General features: G+C 41.4%; 20 protein-coding genes. 9 read left to right on the top strand and 11 right to left on the bottom strand.

Translation table 11 applies throughout. The features are described from left to right. Positions 1-2 precede the first annotated feature (2 nt). Genes CPC19_RS05290 through CPC19_RS05280 form a run of 3 tightly spaced genes read left to right on the top strand, consistent with a single transcriptional unit; the run spans position 3 to position 2,674 of the window. Positions 3-1,184, top strand: a complete 1,182-nt coding sequence (locus tag CPC19_RS05290) for an alanine--glyoxylate aminotransferase family protein (RefSeq protein ID WP_016390031.1) — start codon at positions 3-5, stop codon at positions 1,182-1,184. Between the two features lie 11 nt (positions 1,185-1,195). Continuing rightward, complete coding sequence (asd, locus tag CPC19_RS05285) at positions 1,196-2,044, top strand: archaetidylserine decarboxylase (RefSeq protein ID WP_096910745.1); 849 nt, start codon at positions 1,196-1,198, stop codon at positions 2,042-2,044. Positions 2,045-2,053: 9 nt separating this feature from the next. Further along, positions 2,054-2,674: a DUF2238 domain-containing protein gene (locus CPC19_RS05280; protein WP_016390029.1), complete on the top strand. Its 621-nt coding sequence runs from the start codon at positions 2,054-2,056 to the stop codon at positions 2,672-2,674. Here the strand turns inward: CPC19_RS05280 and epmA are convergent. Together epmA and efp are read right to left on the bottom strand one after the other, a co-directional pair. Continuing rightward, entirely contained in the window at positions 2,648-3,622 is a 975-nt protein-coding gene (gene epmA, locus CPC19_RS05275; protein ID WP_016390028.1) for an EF-P lysine aminoacylase EpmA, read from the bottom strand. The two genes, CPC19_RS05280 and epmA, sit on opposite strands and share 27 nt — an antisense overlap. A gap of 7 nt (positions 3,623-3,629) precedes the next feature. Next, positions 3,630-4,199: an elongation factor P gene (efp, locus tag CPC19_RS05270; RefSeq protein WP_015006323.1), complete on the bottom strand. Its 570-nt coding sequence runs from the start codon at positions 4,197-4,199 to the stop codon at positions 3,630-3,632. A gap of 60 nt (positions 4,200-4,259) precedes the next feature. On the opposite strand from efp, the gene epmB reads away from it, so the two are divergent. The 3 genes from epmB to CPC19_RS05255 all read left to right on the top strand — a co-directional run bounded on the left by epmB (position 4,260) and on the right by CPC19_RS05255 (position 9,228). After that, positions 4,260-5,291, top strand: coding sequence for an EF-P beta-lysylation protein EpmB (gene epmB / locus CPC19_RS05265; protein WP_016390027.1), 1,032 nt, complete (start codon positions 4,260-4,262; stop codon positions 5,289-5,291). 81 nt (positions 5,292-5,372) lie between these two features. Beyond that, positions 5,373-7,133 carry a hypothetical protein gene (locus CPC19_RS05260; protein WP_016390026.1) on the top strand — a complete coding sequence of 587 codons (1,761 nt, stop codon included), beginning with the start codon at positions 5,373-5,375 and terminating at the stop codon, positions 7,131-7,133. A 19-nt stretch (positions 7,134-7,152) separates the two neighbouring features. Next, positions 7,153-9,228: an EAL domain-containing protein gene (locus tag CPC19_RS05255; protein WP_016390025.1), complete on the top strand. Its 2,076-nt coding sequence runs from the start codon at positions 7,153-7,155 to the stop codon at positions 9,226-9,228. Here CPC19_RS05255 and CPC19_RS05250 read toward each other — a convergent pair. The 4 genes from CPC19_RS05250 to prmB form a co-directional block, all read right to left on the bottom strand. Beyond that, positions 9,225-10,124, bottom strand: coding sequence for a 5'-nucleotidase (locus tag CPC19_RS05250; RefSeq protein ID WP_015006327.1), 900 nt, complete (start codon positions 10,122-10,124; stop codon positions 9,225-9,227). The two genes, CPC19_RS05255 and CPC19_RS05250, sit on opposite strands and share 4 nt — an antisense overlap. A gap of 203 nt (positions 10,125-10,327) precedes the next feature. Beyond that, a complete protein-coding gene (locus CPC19_RS05245; RefSeq protein WP_015006328.1) occupies positions 10,328-11,518 on the bottom strand; it encodes an MFS transporter in 1,191 nt (396 codons plus the stop codon). A 34-nt stretch (positions 11,519-11,552) separates the two neighbouring features. After that, positions 11,553-12,659: a chorismate synthase gene (gene aroC / locus CPC19_RS05240; RefSeq protein WP_035850507.1), complete on the bottom strand. Its 1,107-nt coding sequence runs from the start codon at positions 12,657-12,659 to the stop codon at positions 11,553-11,555. A gap of 24 nt (positions 12,660-12,683) precedes the next feature. Then, positions 12,684-13,604 carry a 50S ribosomal protein L3 N(5)-glutamine methyltransferase gene (prmB, locus tag CPC19_RS05235; RefSeq protein ID WP_016390023.1) on the bottom strand — a complete coding sequence of 307 codons (921 nt, stop codon included), beginning with the start codon at positions 13,602-13,604 and terminating at the stop codon, positions 12,684-12,686. Positions 13,605-13,714: 110 nt separating this feature from the next. Between prmB and CPC19_RS05230 the strand changes: the two genes are divergently transcribed. Genes CPC19_RS05230 through CPC19_RS05220 form a run of 3 tightly spaced genes read left to right on the top strand, consistent with a single transcriptional unit; the run spans position 13,715 to position 16,579 of the window. Then, positions 13,715-14,953 (top strand): HDOD domain-containing protein, encoded by a 1,239-nt coding sequence (locus CPC19_RS05230; RefSeq protein ID WP_015006331.1) that lies wholly within the window; start codon positions 13,715-13,717, stop codon positions 14,951-14,953. A 16-nt stretch (positions 14,954-14,969) separates the two neighbouring features. Next, positions 14,970-16,286: a flagellar hook-length control protein FliK gene (locus CPC19_RS05225; RefSeq protein ID WP_015006332.1), complete on the top strand. Its 1,317-nt coding sequence runs from the start codon at positions 14,970-14,972 to the stop codon at positions 16,284-16,286. Continuing rightward, the gene (locus CPC19_RS05220) at positions 16,286-16,579 is read left to right on the top strand and encodes an EscU/YscU/HrcU family type III secretion system export apparatus switch protein (RefSeq protein WP_016390022.1); all 294 of its coding nucleotides are present in this window, start codon (positions 16,286-16,288) and stop codon (positions 16,577-16,579) included. The genes CPC19_RS05225 and CPC19_RS05220 overlap by 1 nt, the downstream gene beginning before the upstream one ends. Here CPC19_RS05220 and CPC19_RS05215 read toward each other — a convergent pair. From CPC19_RS05215 to CPC19_RS05200, 5 genes are all read right to left on the bottom strand, one after another. Then, positions 16,576-16,968, bottom strand: a complete 393-nt coding sequence (locus CPC19_RS05215; protein WP_015006334.1) for a DUF2802 domain-containing protein — start codon at positions 16,966-16,968, stop codon at positions 16,576-16,578. The genes CPC19_RS05220 and CPC19_RS05215 overlap by 4 nt on opposite strands. Then, on the bottom strand, positions 16,968-17,129 hold the full coding sequence (locus CPC19_RS11880; RefSeq protein ID WP_015006335.1) for a hypothetical protein: 162 nt from the start codon (positions 17,127-17,129) through the stop codon (positions 16,968-16,970). Before CPC19_RS11880 ends, CPC19_RS05215 begins: the two co-directional genes overlap by 1 nt. Positions 17,130-17,146: 17 nt before the next feature. Beyond that, positions 17,147-18,160, bottom strand: coding sequence for a flagellar motor protein MotD (gene motD, locus CPC19_RS05210; RefSeq protein WP_015006336.1), 1,014 nt, complete (start codon positions 18,158-18,160; stop codon positions 17,147-17,149). 3 nt (positions 18,161-18,163) lie between these two features. Further along, on the bottom strand, positions 18,164-18,901 hold the full coding sequence (locus CPC19_RS05205) for a flagellar motor protein (protein WP_016390021.1): 738 nt from the start codon (positions 18,899-18,901) through the stop codon (positions 18,164-18,166). 92 nt (positions 18,902-18,993) lie between these two features. Next, a complete protein-coding gene (locus tag CPC19_RS05200) occupies positions 18,994-19,689 on the bottom strand; it encodes an RNA polymerase sigma factor FliA (protein ID WP_198003986.1) in 696 nt (231 codons plus the stop codon). Between the last annotated feature and the right edge of the window lie 19 nt (positions 19,690-19,708).

Genomic DNA, 19,708 nt, shown 5'->3' with positions numbered 1-19,708 from the left:
CCATGACGATCACAACGTTTAACCCACCCGTTCGCACCTTGATGGGCCCCGGCCCATCTGATGTTCACCCACGTGTCCTATCGGCGCTTGCACGCCCAACGATTGGCCACTTGGACCCGAGCTTCAGCACCATGATGGATGAGGTTAAAACCTTGCTTCAATATGCATTCCAAACAGACAACCAATTAACTTTCCCGGTATCTGCGCCCGGCTCTGCTGGTATGGAAACTTGTTTTGCAAACTTATTAGAAGCAGGTGACAGCGTTATTGTTTGCCAAAATGGTGTTTTCGGCGGACGGATGAAAGAAAACGTTGAACGTTGTGGTGCTATTGCCATCATGGTTGAAGATGAATGGGGAAAAGCGGTTGACCCGCAAAAAGTTGAAGATGCTCTTAAAGCCCATCCTGAAGCTAGCGTGCTGGCTTTTGTTCACGCAGAAACTTCTACGGGCGCTTTATCGGACGCCAAAACTTTATGTGCATTAGCGCACCAATACAATTGCCTCACTATTGTAGATGCCGTCACTTCTGTGGGCGGTTCAGAATTACGGGTGGACGATTGGGGTATTGATGCCATTTACTCTGGCACACAAAAATGTCTTTCCTGCGTGCCTGGCTTATCCCCTGTTAGCTTTAGTGAACGCTCACAAGAGCGTATCAAACAACGTAAGGAACGAGTACAAAGTTGGTTCTTAGATTTAAGCCTTGTTATGGGCTACTGGGGTAATGACGGCGGACGCTCATACCATCACACCGCCCCAGTTAACAGCCTATACGCCTTACATGAATCACTATTAATGCTAAAAGAAGAAGGCTTGGAAAATGCATGGGCTCGGCATTCAATGCTGCACCAGGCCTTAAAAGCCGGTCTAGAAGCAATGGGGCTTAGCTTTATCGTTCCTGAAGGCTCTCGGCTCGCCCAACTCAATGCTGTCACTATTCCTAGCAATGTTGATGATGCTGTCGTTAGAAAACGCTTGTTACACGAATATGACCTAGAAATCGGCGCAGGGCTTGGTTCCTTAGCCGGTAAAGTATGGCGTATTGGCTTAATGGGCCAATCTGCTAGCGCTAGTAATGTGATGTTCTGCCTTGCCTCGCTGGAGTCCGTCTTGAATGACATGGGGGCAACTATCAACACTGGTGTTGCACTACCTGCAGCACAAAAAGCAACTTTCGGATAACGGTATTTAACATGGATAAACTCTTTATACTCCTTCAGCACATTTTGCCAAAGCATAGTTTATCGGCCTTAATGCATAAACTCGCCCGTTGTAAAACGCCTTGGGTAAAGCAATTTATCATCAATACTGTTATTAAACAGTTTGGCGTCAACATGTCTGAGGCAGCACAACCAGATCCAGAAGCCTACGAAAGTTTTAATGCCTTTTTTACCCGTCAATTACGTGAAGATGCACGTCCCCTAGAGCACGACGATACAACGATTGCCTGCCCTGTCGACGGCACCATCAGCCAAATGGGCAGCATAGAAAACGGCGAATTATTTCAAGCAAAAGGCAAATCATTTAACCTGTCTGCTTTGTTGGGTAATGACAGCCTAAGCAGCGAATTTGAAGACGGCCAATTCACCACGGTTTATTTATCCCCTAAAGATTATCACCGCATCCACTTCCCTGTCGATGGAACACTCAAAAAAATGGTACACGTACCCGGGGAACTGTTCAGCGTTAACCAAACCACTGTTGAAGCAATAGATGAATTATTTGCCCGTAACGAACGGGTTATTGCTTTTTTTGATACCCCTGCTGGCCCTATGGCGATGGTCATGGTTGGTGCTATTTTTGTGTCGAGTATTGAAACTGTTTGGTATGGAGAGGTTACCCCGCCTCGCCACAATCAAATTCGTCAATGGCAATATAGCGATAACAAGCAACAATATAAAAAGAATGATGAAATGGCTCGTTTTAATATGGGCTCAACCATCGTTATGTTATATGGAAAAGACAAGGTCACATGGGCTGAAAATTTAGCAGCAGGGGACGCCGTTCAATACGGGCAAGTGATCGCTAAAATTAATAAGTAAACAAGCAAATTGAAAACCAACACGGTTTACACATCGGCTTGGCTTTTTATTTTTTTCAGCACATTACTATGGTCTGCCATAGCACCCAATGATGCCCTAACATGGTTACTTGAGGCCCTTCCGGCAATTATTGCGTTAATAATTTTAACCTTTACCCGCAAGACCTTCCCACTCACCACGCTGGCCTACCTATTAATCTTGATACACGCTGTCATTTTAATGGTTGGTGCTCACTATACTTATGCTGAAGTCCCTCTTTTTGATGCCTTGGCTGAGCTAATGGGCTCAGAAAGAAACAATTACGATAAACTTGGGCACTTTGTTCAAGGCATCACCCCAGCGATTATTACTCGGGAAATTATCATACGACAAGATGTTATAACGTCATCACGCTGGATGAATTTTTTTGTCATCTGCGTGTGCTTAGCCGTGAGTGCATTTTATGAGTTAATTGAGTGGTGGATTGCATTAGCGTCAGGCAAAAGCGCAGACGCTTTCTTAGGCACACAAGGCTACATTTGGGATACACAGTCAGACATGATGTTTGCACTAATTGGCGCCATCACTGCCCTGCTCACCTTATCTTATTTACACGATAGACAATTAAGCTCGATCAATCGGAAACGTTAAAACATCATCAATGGCGTTCGCGCCTGTCATTAACATCAACAGCCTATCTAAGCCCAAGGCAACGCCTGAACATTCGGGCATTCCATGTGCAAGCGCGGCTAATAAATTTTTGTCCATCGGCAAACCATCTAAGCCACCTTGCTCTCTTTGTGTTAACTCATCTCGAAAGCGCCTAGCTTGTTCAGCAGCATCGGTTAGCTCCTCATAACCATTCGCTAACTCCACATTATTAAAGTACACCTCAAAACGCTTTGCGGTCACGGGCGGGCCTTCATCTAATTGGGCTAACATCGCCATGCATTCAGGGTAATCGGTTACAAAATAAACAAGGTCTTTTTTAAGCTTCGGCTGAACATATTGACTGAATACGTAATCTAGGCCGTTGGATAACTTCCCGCCACAAATATCACTCGCCTCTGGGTTGCCTTGCGTAGTCGCATAGGCCATTAAATCACTGTAGGTAAGCTGATGAGGGTTTAACCCGGTTAATTGCTGAAATAGTTGTTGGTACGTGACCGTTCTATACGCCAAATTTTGCCCGAAACAGAGCATCAACAACTCAACCATTTCATTGATTAAATCAGCCAGCTTAAAACCCACTCGATACCATTCTAGTAACGTAAACTCAGGGTTATGAAAACGCCCCCGTTCAGACTGTCTAAATGATTTTGCTATTTGATAAATAGAACCCGAGCCCGCAGCCAGCAAACGCTTCATGGCAAATTCAGGTGACGTTTGCAAGTACAGTTTTTGAGACGCCGACAGGGCCGTACAAAAACTATCTAAATTAATATCACAACTTGCTGCTGCTGACAGCACCGGCGTTTCGACTTCCAGAACAGCTTTTTCTATAAAGAAAGCCCTGATCGTTCGATAAAGCTCGGCACGCTGATGCAATAAAGCCGCTGAACAAGTCGGCGGCCATTGCTTATTGTTAAGGTCAGTCAATTAAAAACTAGTTTTTCACACGTGAAGTGTATTCGCCTGTGCGAGTATCAACCTTAATCACTTCGCCAATTTGCACAAATAAAGGAATTCGAACAACTGCACCTGTTTCTAATGTTGCGGGCTTACCACCACCGCCAGAAGTATCGCCTTTTAAGCCAGGGTCGGTGTCGGTCACTTCAAGCTCTACAAAATTTGGTGCCGATACCAATAAAGGCGCCCCATTCCATAAAGTCACAATACATTTATCTTGTTCTTTTATCCACTTTGCAGCATCGCCAACTGCGGTTGCATCACCGGATACTTGTTCGAACGTTTCATCATCCATGAAGTACCAAAAATCCCCATCGTTATATAAGTAAGACATTTCAGTTTCCATTACGTCAGCCGCTTCAACGGTTTCGCCCGACTTAAACGTGCGGTCAATGACCCTACCTGTTTTTAAATTACGAATCTTTACTCGACTAAACGCAGGCCCCTTACCGGGTCTCACGAATTCATTTTCAACAATCGTGCATGGCGAATTATCCAACATAATTTTTAATCCGCCTTTAAATTCATTTGTACTGTAAGTGGCCATGTAAATTCTCGTTAATTAATATAGTTAAATTATAAAGTTCTTCAATTAATGGTCATTATAATGGCTAATATGATGAACACAGAAAAAACTTCTTTAATTCCGAGCTGGCAGCAAGAACTCCAATCGGCCTTTACAAACATCAATGACTTATTGTGTTTTTTAAACCTTAATATTGACGACCTTAGCCTTCATACTGAAGCAGCTAAAGATTTTCCACTTCTGGTCACAAAAAGTTACGCACAGCGCATTAAAAAGTCTGATTGGGATGATCCGCTGCTTCGGCAAGTTCTCCCCGACCCTAGTGAGCTTTTAACAAACCCAGATTATTTAAATGACCCAGTTGGTGACAGCCAAGCCAGTGTCTTGCCCGGCTTGTTACATAAATATTATGGTCGTATTTTACTGGTTAGCACGGGGGCCTGCGCAATACATTGTCGTTACTGTTTTCGTCGTGAGTTTCCATATACTGACAATAGTGCAAACCGCTCACAGCTTGACTCTATTAAACAGTACCTCATTGAACACCCAGAGGTAACCGAGGTCATTCTCAGTGGTGGCGACCCGTTAACGCTAAGTGATACCAGACTTCAGCACTTATTTGACTTGTTTGAGCAGCTGCCACAAATTGAGCGTATTCGAATTCATTCAAGAATACCCATTGTGTTGCCTAGCCGGATAAGCAAAAAATTATTGGAAATACTTTCCTCAACAAATAAAAAAGTCATTATGGTTATTCACGCCAACCACCCAAACGAGTTAGATGATAGTGTTTCTAACACTTTGTTTGCTATAAAAAAAGCGGGGCTTACTTTACTCAATCAAACGGTATTATTACGGGGCATAAATGATAATGCAAAAACCTTAACTAAGTTAAGCCACCGTCTATTCCACTGCGACACCCTTCCCTATTACTTACACGTTCTTGACAAGGTAAACGGTGCTATGCATTTCGACACACAGATGGAGCATGTGTTTGATGTATACCAACACCTTCAAAAAAAACTCCCAGGTTATTTAGTACCTAAGCTGGTACGCGAAGAAGCCGGCAAGCCTTATAAAACATTATTATCTACAAATATTAACTTTCCTTAAAATAAGGCGCATAATCAAACCTAACTTATAAACAATGATTTAAAACACACTTTAAATAAATACTGACTTAAGAAACACCACATGGATATGCACAAAAAATTCACGGATAGAATTGGGCCTGTCGTAACTAAATCTCACGTAGATTTGCCTTTTGAGCCTAATACAAGATCCTGCCAAGAGTGGGTAGACGACTTGCCGATCTTAGACGCCGCATCGACAGCAGGAATGATGTTGACAGCAACGCAAGGGCTATTATCAACGACCGTTGCCCCCTACACTGAATTCAAAATTTCTGAGGTAGTTAGCCCTTATGTTATAAAACTAACAACTCTCTACCTTAAAGCAACAGAGGGAACCAAGTTACCGTTAAGCCAAAAGCAGGCTGAGCTTTCAACACAAACATTAAAGGTTTTAACAAACGCCCAAGCTGTTTATCAAAATATTATATGCTCCGCATACTTTGCTAAAAACAGCGCTGATGAGAGCGGTGACGATACTCCTATTTTTTCTAAACACCAAAAGGGCCTTATTATCCATAGGGCCGTAGAGCTACTGGGTATTATTCAGTTTTTTGAGTCCCTAGTTTACAAACCCACTGACGCTGGCTTTTGGAATGCGCTCAACGCCTTATTTACTCTCGCTGAAGACTTGCAAGTACATCAACTTGATTACCTTAAAGTAAACGGTAACAGCCACACTACGATAGAAAATGAATTCAAGAAAATTCATTTTTTTAAGTTAGCTCGCCCTAACCGGTTTAGACAAGGTGATATCAAAACGATCCAACGTATTTTATCCTTGCAAGCTAATAATATAACAATGTCCTCAAACCAAGAGGTATCAACAAGCTTTTATATTGACCTTTCATCATCTAAACCGATTTCCCATGTGGCGACTTTAAAAGAGCATGATCAATGCCGTTTTATAGACAATAAGCTTCTTGTTCAATTCATACAAAGTGATCAACTTGTCGCCCCAGAAAGACAGGTCACTATTTCAATGACTCCTGAGAAACCTATTTTGTCAAAAAAAGTAATCCAGCAACTATTACCTAGCTGGAGCACTCAACAAAGCCGACAATCACCGAGGTATGAACAAACTGAGGAGTTAACCGTTTACCCTGGTTTCGACAGTGTTATTAGGGCGTTGGTTCTTAAACAAAATCCCGATTACTTTGGCAAAAAACCCGCTCAAACAACAAAACCTCGTCACGACTTCGGTATAGATAACCTACACTTAATACCAATAGAGGAACGCTACAAAAGCCAACATACAATAAATGATACCGACGTAAACAAAGCGCTTAAAGCTTCCGCCGAAAACTCACTGTCTGCAAACAGCATTTGGACTAAAAACCTTATAAAGCCAGGTGAAAAAGGTCACTCAATGGAGGCAACAATGAACGATATCAGCTTACAAGGGCTAAGGTTTCAAATTGCTGCTAATAACCAAGCCCTTTTAAACGCAAATGACCTTATTGGCATCCAAACAAAAACTGGGCCCCTTCAACTCGCCATCATTAGGCGTATCAATAAACTTGAGGACGGCGATATTTCTGTTGGTGTAGAAATGATGTCGCCTAATCTTAAAATTGCCAATATCAAGTTCCATAATAAGGAACTCCCCCCTAAACCGGCTATTTTCCTCCAAGGCATTCCTAGTATTCATCAACCAGACTCAATTATCACCCCTCTATTACTAAACAATACAGCTAAAAGCATCATCTTAAAAACAAAGGACACCCTTAACACTTACCGCCTTGATAAACTAATAGAAACAAATCAAGTTTTTAACCATTACACAGTGTTAAAAGAATCAGATCTAGATTATGGTAAGCAGTAATCTAATAATTGGCTGAAAGATGACTAAGCGGACTGTATTAACTGTTGGTTTTTCAACAAAAGAAAGTATGGCTTTAGAGCTTGCATTGAACACAACTAAAACCGATGTTGTTTTAACGCCAACAACTGCTAGCCGCCTAAAATCTGAATCATACGCTGATGCGAACTTAGTTGTTGTAAAACTAAACGACGATGACTCAAAAAACGAAGATTTAATACGAAAAGTAAAACAATACTTTCTTCACTTCCCCGTTATTTTATTGACAGAAAAACACTTAAGCAGTGATGAAGTCAAGCGTTACGATGCTAACAACATTATCGATATTCGCAGCTTTAACCCTGTTCTTTTGGTCGCTAAATCTATCGCCCGTGAAGTAACCCTACAACATAATAAATATTTATTACACCAGGTTAATTCACAGTTTAAAAATGAATCTTACCGATTCGAGTCTTTTCTAAAACATACCGAAGACGGTGTCGCGCTTATCTACGATGGGCAATATTGGGCGACCAACTCAGCCTATAAACGTATTTTTAACATTCCTGATGATGAGAACATTATTTGCACACCCGTCATGGAGTTCAGTAGCCCAACATCATGCCCTGTGCGTGGCAACCTGCCTAAAAGAAACTTCAATACGTCGCTAGAATCGTTACCCGATGAAACCGTCTTATCGGTTCTTATACAAACTCGAGATGGCGACTCATTTGTCACCACTCTCTATAAGACGCATTGCTTTGTTAAAGAGCAGCTTTGCACACAAATCCTGGTTCATAACCCAGATGCATGGAGTAGCGTAGAAAAAGGCTTCACCGACCTACGAACCTTTGACCATGAAACTGGCTTGTACAACAAAAGATTTGTGACTGAATATATTGATAAAGAGATAGCCAGTGAAGAAGCACATGGCTCGCTGGCCATTATTCTGATTGATGACTTCCGTACTATTCGAGAACAGCATGGTATTAATTATACCGACGACGTTATTCGCTCCCTAAGCCGCACGATTAACGAAACCTGCTCGCAAAATGATATTCTTGCGCGCTATGGTGATGCTGTCTTCACCTTGTTTTCAGATGAGCTTGGGCGCTCTGAGTTTTTGTTAAGCTGTCAAAAAATACTAACCCAAGTTAACAACACCCTCTTTGGGGATGATAGCCAATACATTAAATTAACCTTAAGTATTGGTGTTAGTTTTATTGACCCGCGAGTCACCACCTCTAAACAACTCACCTCACAGGCTGATAAAGCCTGTGACAAAGCCAGTTCTCATGGTGGCAACCAAATTCATGTCTTTGATTCTGTCACGACACCCTTAACCGTTATCATCGATGAGGCAAAAAACACGCATTTGATACAATCTGCTTTAGAACAAGACAGACTTCACCCGTTATACCAACCCATTGTGGAACTATCCCAGAAAAAAACTGAAAATTATGCGGTGCTACTTAGGATTCTTGATAGCAAGAATGCACATATCCCACCCGATCATTTTATTTTAACAGCCGAAAAAACCGGCTTAATCAGCCAGCTTGATGAGTGGGTATTGAAAAGCACCCTAGAACAAATCAAAGAAGCCTCTCGCCAAGGGATTAAAAGAAAATTCTTTATTTCTATCTCTAATATTACCTACCGAAATACACCGTTCATAGAAACGCTTGTGAGTGAATTAAAGTTCTATAATATAGATGCCAGTTTATTGGTTTTCCAAATCAGCTTTTCCGATGTAAAAATTGAACCCACTGTTTTAAAGAATTTCATCACCGTCATTAAAAAAGAGTGTGGTTGTCAAATCGCTTTTGACCAGATTGGTTTTAGTCAAATCACTGACAGCATATTAAAAGAGTACCATGTTGATTACTTAAAAATAGACGGTACGTTTAGTCAAAACTTACTTAACAATGAAGAGTCACAACAAACCATTAAAGATCTTATTCAAGTCACTCGCAGAAATAACGTAAAAACAATTGCAAAGTCGGTTGAGAATGCAAATACACTCGCGCTGCTTTGGAACCTTGGTATTGACGCAGTACAGGGCTATTTCTTACAAGAACCCTCCGACATCATGCGTTTTGACTTTGACCTTAACAACTAATCTTCATTTGCCACGCCATGAGGCACATGTCCAGTAGCAACGTGTAGTTGAGCAGACTCGCAGTGCGCTGCTTGATCATCAAAGAAAATATCAGCACCAAATGATTTTAAAAACTCACCTTTTGCTAGCCCACCTAAAAAAAGCGCCTCATCAATTCTAATATCCCAAGAACGAAGCGTTCGAACAACACGCTCGTGGGCTGGCGCTGAACGAGCCGTTACCAACGCTGTGCGAACAGGGGATATTTCTTCAGCAAACTGACTTTGTAAATTATGTAAGGCAGATAAAAAGGATTTAAAGGGACCGCCAGACATCGGTTCTTTAGCTGATACCTGCTCATTTTCAGTAAACGCATCCAGCCCTTTTTCCTTATATATTCTCTCCGATTCATCAGAAAAAATAACCGCATCGCCATCAAAGGCTATCCGTAACTGATCATTAGCAGCATCCGTGCCTTTACCGGACAAAATAGTCGCTGCAGCATGCCCTACCTCCAACGCCTTACGTACATCTTCTGGAGAGGTTGAGAGAAACAAGTCCACTTCAAAGGCTGAGATATAACCAAACGGGCTATTACCACTGGTAAAAGCAGCACGCTTTATATCTAAATCATGTTCGCGTATTGAGTTAAATACCCTAAGTCCAGTATCGGCGCTATTTCTTGATAATAAAATCACCTCAACTGATGCCTCAGGTAATCGCTTGTTCAAGCCCAAAAGCTTTTTCACCAAAGGGTAAGCCACCCCGGGGTTTAAACTCTCATCCTCCCTAGCAATTTGATAAGCGCAGTACGCTGCTTTGCCTTCTGTTTCAAACACTTTATTCGATTCGACTAAATCAAATAATGCCATTGAAGAGATCCCAATCGTTAATTTTTTAGAACCTGATGATTGCATGATGAATACCCCTATTTCGCTCGTCCATATTAAATCATGTAGATAAGCCCCATAAAAGAAGCCCTTTACCGTGTACAACTAGTTGAAGATTCAAGCAGTACTGACGATAATAGTTGTTTATAAAGCCTCTATCAATAACACATATAAGCATAAACTAACTGCTAGTTTATTTGTTCATCTGTTGAAATCATATCAGCGCTTAATTAGACAGAACTAATGCCTTCGCCTGTGGCTGCTAAGTCCTCAGAATTACCTCGTTCCACCCAGTTCCATGCAACAAAAAAAGCTATTGCACTCAAGAAAGAGGCCATAGTAAATACCCATTGCGAACCAAACCCATCCCAAAGAAAGCCCGCTAGCAGCCCACCAAACATGCCACCTGCCCCATAACCAATACTCGTATATAAAGCCTGGCCTTTATCTTGCGCCGCACCTTTAAAGTAGTGATGTGTTAACTGTATGCAAACAACATGAAATGAGCCAAAAGATGCGGCATGTAATAGTTGCGCCACTAACAGCGCGACCAAACTTTCTGCTAGCCAAGCAATAATTAACCATCTAATAATGGTTAAAAAAATACTTAACAATAAAACAAACCGTAATTGAAGATGATGAAAAAGCTTCTGAATTATGATAAATATCGCAATTTCAGCAAAGACGCCTAACGACCATAACAGGCCTATTTCAGTTTCGTTGTAATCTAGTTTATCGAGTAATATCGAAAAAAATGCGTAATAGGCTCCATGTGAGGCTTGCATTAAAAAAACCACCATAAAAAATGCGACTATTGCCTTTTTGCTCAAAATGGAATAAATCGTAGGTCCCTTTGTTGGATGTTTTTTTCGCCCTTTCTCACTCAGCAGCAAGCTAGATAAAAAAATCATCACCAAGCACAGACTGACCAAGAGCGGCCATTCATCTAAACCGATGACTGTCAGCACATAGCCAACACCCAACACCGTCACAACAAACCCCACCGAACCCCATAACCTTATTCCGCTATATAGGTTTGTTCGCTGCGCCAATTTAGTTAATGTCACTGCCTCAAACTGCGGCAACATGGCATTCCAAAAAAAACTAAAAACAAAAAATATCAACAAGATAGCAACAAATTCTTGCTCAAATAGCACACAGGTATAAGCCGCCGCGGATACAAAAGAGGCCAACTGGATCAGTCTCATTCGGTCATTAAACCCTGAAGATATCCAAGCTAAAATACTCGGCGAAACCAGCTTAGTTCCCTGCATCACAGCAAAAACCAAACCTACTTGCACAGCCATATAGCCAATAGAATTTAAATACAGGCCTAAATACGGCGTCAGCGCACCTAAGGATGCAAAATAAAAAAAATAGAACCCAGATAACCGCCAATAAGGCAATTTTTGATTAGCCAACGAAATAAACCTTATGCCAGACTATTAGTGAACACTATAACGAGCTGTCTCCCGCTGGAATAATAGGTGCCGCTGATTTCACATCACTGTTTTGTCCTGTGTGTCTTAGCATATGATCCATTAACGTAATGGCCATCATCGCTTCTGCAATGGGGGTTGCTCTAATGCCTACACAAGGATCATGTCGTCCTTTAGTAACAACTTCTATGGGCTGCCCATGTATATCGACAGACTGACCAGGAATTCGTAAACTGGATGTGGGTTTCAAGGCGATACTGGCCGAAATCGCCTGACCAGTAGAAATACCTCCTAAAATACCGCCGGCATGATTACTGAGGAACCCTTCTGGCGTTATTTCATCTCGAAACGCCGTACCTAGCGCCTCCACACAGCCAAAGCCCCCTCCAATTTCAACACCTTTGACGGCATTAATACTCATTAAAGCATGCGCCAGTTCGGCATCAAGGCGATCAAAAATCGGCTCACCCAACCCTACAGGGACACCTGTTGCACTAACATTGACCCGTGCACCAACAGAATCGCCTGATTTTCTCAATGCATCCATATAGTTTTCTAATTCACCTACTTTACTGGGATCTGGACAAAAAAATGGATTTTCATGGACATAGGCCATATCAACCACATCAATTTTAATTGGTCCTAATTGAGCCAAATACCCTTTAATTTCAACACCAAATTTCTCTCGCAAATATTTTTTTGCAATACCGCCAGCGGCTACCCTCATTGCCGTTTCACGGGCAGAAGAACGCCCACCACCACGATAGTCACGAAAACCATACTTATGCTGGTAGCTATAATCTGCATGCCCAGGTCTAAAGGTTTCTTTGATATTCGAATAGTCCTTAGAACGCTGGTCTGTATTTTGTATCAACAGCCCAATAGAAGTCCCTGTTGTTTTCCCCTCGAACACACCCGATAAAATTTTTACTTCATCAGCTTCACGTCGTTGTGTTGTGTGTCTTGATGTACCAGGTTTTCTTAAATCAAGATCACCTTGTAAGTCTGCCTCGCATAGCTCTAAGCCCGGAGGACAGCCATCTACAATACAGCCAATAGCCGGACCATGACTTTCTCCAAAACTAGTCACTGTAAAAATTTTTCCTATTGAATTTCCTGACATATTCGTATTATTACTGTTAATTAATTACGCTAGTTTAGCTTGAAATAGCGTGTGATATTTTAATAATTGTTCTTTCGTTAACATGAAAACACCATGTCCACCATACTCAAACTCTTGCCATAGAAAGGGGACTACTGGGTAACATTGTTGCAAAGCCTCATCTGTGTTTCCAACTTCAACATAAAGCACCCCACCTTCTTTTAAATATTCTGGAGCCTTCACAAGAATGTTATGCACCAATTCTAAACCCGATACTCCACCATCCAAACCAAGTTGAGGTTCTTTATAAAACTCGTCAGGTAAATTAGAAAGCTCCTCATGGCCAACATATGGCGGGTTACTAATAATCAGATCATATTGCCGATTCGCCAAGCCTTCAAATAAATCTGACTCTATAGCCTCTACCCTGTCTGCAAGCTTATGCCGCTGTATATTTTTATTAGCGACATTTAACGCCAACGCTGAAATATCAGCCAAATCAACCTTTGCCTCAGGAAAGCTAAACGCACTAGCAATCCCTATGCAACCGCTACCGGTACATAAATCTAGAATACTATTTATTTTTGAGCTATCCACCCAAGGAGCAAACCGGTCTTCAATAAGTTCTGCGAATGGCGAACGAGGGACAAGAACATTATTATCAACAAAAAAAGGTAGGCCAGCAAACCACGCTTCACCCACTAAATAGGCAGCAGGAATTCTTTCTACTATTCTACGCTCAAAAGCATCTAAAACTTTTTGCTGTTCATCAACACTCACCTCTGACGATAATATCTGCTCATTATCTAACGGTAAATTCTTTGTGATGCCCAGCACAATATAACTGGCTTCATCTAGTGTATTATCTGTCCCATGGCCAAAATAAAGCCCTGCATCAGCAAATAAATTAGCGCCCTCAGTAATGAGTTCATTAATTGTCTTTATTTTTTGTATTTTAATTGTCATAAGGGCATAGAAAGGGCTATATTTAACTGAATAATAGGATGATTGGTGATTAATGATAATTTTAACTCAAATCATAACTTACAAAGCAGTTTAAAAAAGCAGTATAAAAAATGTCCATTAGAAGCTTAACAAACGAAGAAGTTAACACCTTATTTCCTATCAGAAACTTCTCTGATAATAGCAAGCAGCAACTTAAAGAAATGGTGAAAACGGAACAATATGATTCCAATAGCATATTGTTTTCTGAGGGTAGTAGTGATGACAAACAAACTTACTTATTAGAAGGTAAAATACAGCTAACGTTTAGTAACAAAAAAGAAAGAATTATAGAAGGTGGTCAAATGGAAGCCCGCTTTCCCATTGATAATACATCTCCTCACCAAGCCACAGCCGTTGCACTTGGAGATGTCACCGTTTTATCTGTTAAGCGCAACACATTAGATGATTTATTAAACGAGGTCCTGCCCAATAACAACGTTGAGATTCTTGATAATAGTCAGGACTCCTTACTGTATAACCAACTTTACTTTGAAGTTACCCAAGAAATGCAAGCGGGTAAACTAATATTGCCATCTATTCCAGAAACGGCGGTAAAAGTTCGCGCTGCTATCACAGACCCTCATGCAACGTCAGACACGATTGCAAAAATCACCCAACAAGACCCCGCTATTACCGCTCAGCTAATCAAAGTTGCAAATAGTCCCTTATTTAGGGGACGAGAAAAAATCGAAGCCCTCCCGCTTGCGATCACTCGATTAGGAATAAAAGCCATCAGCAACCTCATTACCACTTTTACCATGAGGATGGTTTTCACAGCTAAAACAAAAGACGTAAAGGATTTGATCTCAGCGTTATGGTTACATAGCCGAGATGTCTCAGGAATTTGCGCTGTCATGGCAAAAAAGCTTAAGGGATTTGATACTGACAAGGCTATGTTAGCCGGCTTGATACACGATATCGGATCCATACCTATTTTAACTCATGCAGACAAACACCCAAATTTAATACATAACAAAACCGAAGTACAACAGACGCTTGAAAAGCTCTCCCCTGTTATCGGCAAGATGGTATTAGAAAAGTGGAATTTCACTGAAGACTTCGTTGAGTTAGCCGTTAATGCTGAAAACTGGGAGCGCAAAAATGATCAACCCGCTAACTATACGGACTTAGTCATTGTTGCCCAATTACTCAGTTTTAAAAACACCCCTCACAAAAGTCACTACCCAGAAGCATCTTCTGTACCTGCTTATAATCGGCTGACCAAGTTGCTCCGAGACCCTAACGATTCGCTTGATGTGTTGGAAAATGCGCAAGAAGAACTGACTATCGTCAAACAACTTTTCAATTAAATAGCCACTAGCTTCATTGGAAATACCTAGCCTCCCAACCCACGTAACAACAGCAACTAGGGAGACAGCTTTAATTATAGACAAGCTCCAAACCGGTCAACCCTTACAAGTAAAAATAGTCGATCAATTAGCCAATAAGCATGACGTTATTATCCGTTTGGGTAATCAACTGATAGCGGTAAAAACAAATATTCCCGTCACTGTTGGTCAAACGATTAACGTGATAGTCGACAGAACCCCTACTGAACTGATCCTAAACGTTAAACAGCCACCACAAGCCAATCAACAAATACCGTTAAGCTTACGACACTTACTTCCAAAACAAACTCCCGTCAGTGATTTCCATCAGCCACTCGGCGAAGTGCTTGCTGGGATTAATAAGCAAACAGTTCAATCAGCGCTGACTCAGTCAAAAGAACTGGCGCTGCAATTACTTCAGCTTCGGCGTTTAGCCAATAATATTATTCACACCTTGCCCAAGCAAAAAAATATAACAACAGCTGCGGGACTAAAAGACGCAGTCCAGCACTCAGGTGTGTTTTTAGAACCAACCTTACAAAAAATGCTGTTGGACAATAAAGCCGCTTTAAAAAACCATTCTGATAACGCAACAACCAGACATCAGCTTCCACTCGAACATTTAGCCACTAAAGCATTAAACCAACAATCTACTGAGCTCTCTCGCGTTGATATAAAGGCAAACCTTATTAAACTCATACAATTATTGAATGCCTGGCCAAACTCCACAGCAAGCCAACAAAAAGCGCAGCCACAAAGACTAACGCAAGAAGCGGCACCATCGTCCTCAGTAAAACCTACCGTTATGACACAACAGGCAAGCGCAGCGCAATTATTCGACCAACAAATAAAGGCCTTACTCAATAAAACAGAAGGTGCGCTTTCTAAAATAACGCTAAACCAACTGGCAAGCAGCAATATCGATAACAGTACCGGTCGCCAAACATGGCAAATTGAAATTCCGTTTCTAAACCAACAAGCTACGGAGTCTGTTTTTCTAAAAATTGAACAAGAAGACCCCTCTCGTAAAAAAACGAATGAGACGAACCCTCAATGGGTCGTTTCGCTTGAAATGAACCCTCCAAAATTAGGCCTCATTAAAAACAAACTCACACTTCAAAACCATCAAATCAGCAGTCATTTTTGGGCAGAACAACTCGAAACACGGCAGCTAATTGATCGTCACTTAAATACCTTCAAAGAACAACTTAACCGCGCCAACTTAAAGACCGATAGTATTCAGTTACAAGAAGGGCCAGGCCCGATAATGCAAAACAACAAACCTAGCGAATCTATTTTAAGTGAGAAGGCCTAATGACTGACATAGTAAACCCTGCTGATATTGCCATTGCTTTAAAATACGACGGCCAACATGCACCTACTATAACCGCAAAAGGTAGGGGTGATCTTGCACAGGACATTATTGACCTTGCTATTGCTAATGACATCCCCTTTGATCACAACCCAGAATTAGTCAAAATACTCAGTAGTATTCCTCTCGGAGATGAAATTCCCGAAGCACTTTATATAGCCGTTGCAGAAGTCATTGCCTTTGCTTATTTACTATCCGGTAAAGTACCAGACAACTATACAGGGCAACCAGACTAAGCCTTATGTAAGCGAATCAGTAAACTGGCTTCATCAACTGTTAGGTGGCACTTTTCAACAATTTCATCAGCGCTAGCCCCTTTTTGCGCCAACTCTATCGCACCTTGGAACTCTTGTAAGTGCTCAAACGTATCGCTTTCTTCTAATTCTTCTATACGGCCCATTAAACTACGAACACGCCGCTCTGCCCCACCCACGCGCTCATCAACACCTAAACCACTCGCACAAAGGGCTGAAATATCATGTTGAACCGTGTTAAGTTTCTTACCAAGGTGGCTAACTGTAGACTCCAGTGCTTTAGTTCTACACCATTGTTTATAGGTTAGAAAAAACAGCATCACCACCGCCAACAGCAGCGCGGTAACAACTATAGGTATATAAAATTCCATCAAACCCTTTCGTCTATATGTTTAGGCACTGAGTCATCCTCAGTATCTTTTGGTCGTTGCTTTTCAATTTTTTTATTTGTTTGAGCGTCTGGTTTATTTTTATTGTTCGGCTTAACAGGACGAACAGCTCTACTTGGTGTTATTTTATTTATACCGGCCATCTTTACTAACCCATATATTAATTCAAAAATTTATTAAACCGACTATTTTTGGCTTTCTCAAGCTTCTCTATTTTTTCAGCTGTCGATTCATTTGGTTCACTCACATTACCCATTGGCAACTCAATCGCTTCTTGCAATTCGACCGCTTTCTTTTCAACAACCATAGGCTCTTCAATAACCGCCTGCGCTGATTTTCTTTTTTCTGCAAAACGTGAAATAGCATTCGATTGAACCACAATAACCACTCGTCTATTCCTTTCACGCCCTTCTGGGGTTCGGTTATCCTCAACTGGGTGGTGTTCGCCATAACCAACCGCCGCCAAACGTTGCGGATCGATCCCATATTTAGTCAATAAATGAACAACACTGGCTGAGCGTGCGGCAGATAATTCCCAATTAGAAGGGTATTCAAATGAATTTATCGGAATATTATCCGTGTATCCTTCTACTTGCACCGTATTATTTAATTTTCTAATTGGCTTGGCGACCTGCCATAAGACTCTTAACGCTTCATCAGACAAGCTCGCATTACCACTTCCAAATAACATTTTGCTGTTCAATTCAATTTCGACCCAAAGGTCATTTTTTTTAACCGACACAAGGTCACTATCTATTAGTGGGGACAAACCAGACTCCAAATTGTCGGCTAACTGGCCTAAGACTTTCGCTTCACTTATTGTTTGATCACTGTCAATGTCACTATCAACAATTTTAGCTGTTTGTTGTGGTTTGGCCTCAGAAAATAGCTCAGGAATCATTTTATCGCCCCCTCCTTCCAGCTCCATCAGCCTTTCAATCAGCGCTTTATTTTGCAGCACATCGCCAATTTCTATTGGATTCATGGTTCTAGGCTGACCTTTAAAAGCGCCATCTAAAGTGCTTGATAACACTCTATATTTCCCTTCATTCACCGACGAGACCGAATACATCACCACAAAAAAGGCAAATAAAAGGGTAATGAAGTCCGCATAAGAAACCATCCATCTCTCATGGTTTTCAACCTCTTCAAGCTTTTTTTTGCGTCTTGCCATTGACTATAAATACCCTTGAAGCTTTATCTCAACATTCCGTGGATTTTCACCTTCGGCTATCGCCGCAATCCCCTCTATCATCATTTCTCGAGATTGCGAGTATGCTTGAATTTGAACTTTTAATTTGGAGGCCATAGGAATAAATAATAAGTTAGCTAAGCCTACACCATAGATGGTTGCAACAAATGCGGTTGCAATACCAGCTCCTAATTTACTTGGGTCGGACAAGTTTTGCATAACATGAATAAGACCCATAACAGCACCAATAATGCCGATTGTTGGTGCATAACTACCCATCGACTCAAACACTTTTGCACTCAGCAACTGCCTTTCTTCTAGCGCTTCTAATTCAAGCATTAATATATCGCGTATTACTTCTGGTTCAGCTCCATCGACCAATAATTGCATTCCTTTTTTAGCGAACTCATCTTCTTCATCATCAACAACCGCTTCTAGACCGAGTAACCCTTCGCGTCTAGCAATTTCGCTCCATTCAATAATTTTAGTGATTGACTGTTTTAGCTTAAGCTTAGGAGGAAAGAGCACCCAGCTTAATAACTTAAGTGAACCAAAAAATATTTTTGCGGGTGATTGCAGCAAAACTGCGCCAATGGTTCCACCCAGCACAATCAAGGCTGCCGGGCCATTAATCAACGCAGACAGGTGGCCACCATCCATAAAATTGCCACCTAAAATAGCACCAAAGCCAATAATTACGCCCAAAATGGTCAAAATATCCAAATTACACTCTCCTGGTTTAGGGCGAATAACATCGAATGAAAAATCATCAATACAGCTCCCTTGTCTTAATTATTAGGCTTAATACCTGATGCTTATGAGGGCGCATAATTTACCAAACGTGATTTCAAGCGAAGCATTGCTTGATTATTAATTTGGCACGCTCGTGATTCACTTACCCCTAATACACTGCCTATTTCTTTTAAATTTAGTTCATTATCATAATACAATGATACGACCATTTGCTCTCTTTCCGGCAAGCTAGAAATGGCCCCTGCTAGTGCCACTCTAAAGTCTTCTTCATTGATGTTTTCTAAAATATTTTCTGTAGAGACTTGGTCGCTTTCTCCCTCCATCTCATCGGTACTGAATAACCGACAACATGTACTATCTTGCAATATTTTATGATATTCCTCTATTGTGATATCTAGCAGCGCGGCTATTTCTGTGTCACGCGCATCTCGCCCAGTTTGCTGTTCAATACGTCGCATCGCTTCAGTAATTTGACGCGCTTTTCTATGCACCGACCTAGGCGTCCAATCGGTGCGCCTAACATCATCCAACATGGCGCCTCGTATGCGAATTCCAGCATACGTTGCAAAACTAGCCCCATAGTTATCTTTATAGTTATTAGAGGCTTCTAATAAACCTATCATACCTGCTTGAATAAGGTCTTCTACTAAAACAGTATCCGGTAGTTTCGCTAATAAGTGATAAGCAATGCGTTTAACTAAAGGCGCATGTGTAGCAACCAGTTCCCCAGCAGTTTTTGCTTGAAGGTTGGTATACATCGCAATGCCGTTCACTCCG

This window comes from Cycloclasticus sp. PY97N (assembly GCF_002443175.1).
In the GTDB taxonomy this organism is placed as follows: Bacteria; Pseudomonadota; Gammaproteobacteria; order Methylococcales; family Cycloclasticaceae; genus Cycloclasticus; species Cycloclasticus pugetii.
Note: the sequence above shows the minus strand (reverse complement) of the source record. Positions and strands in the feature narration are given on the sequence as shown.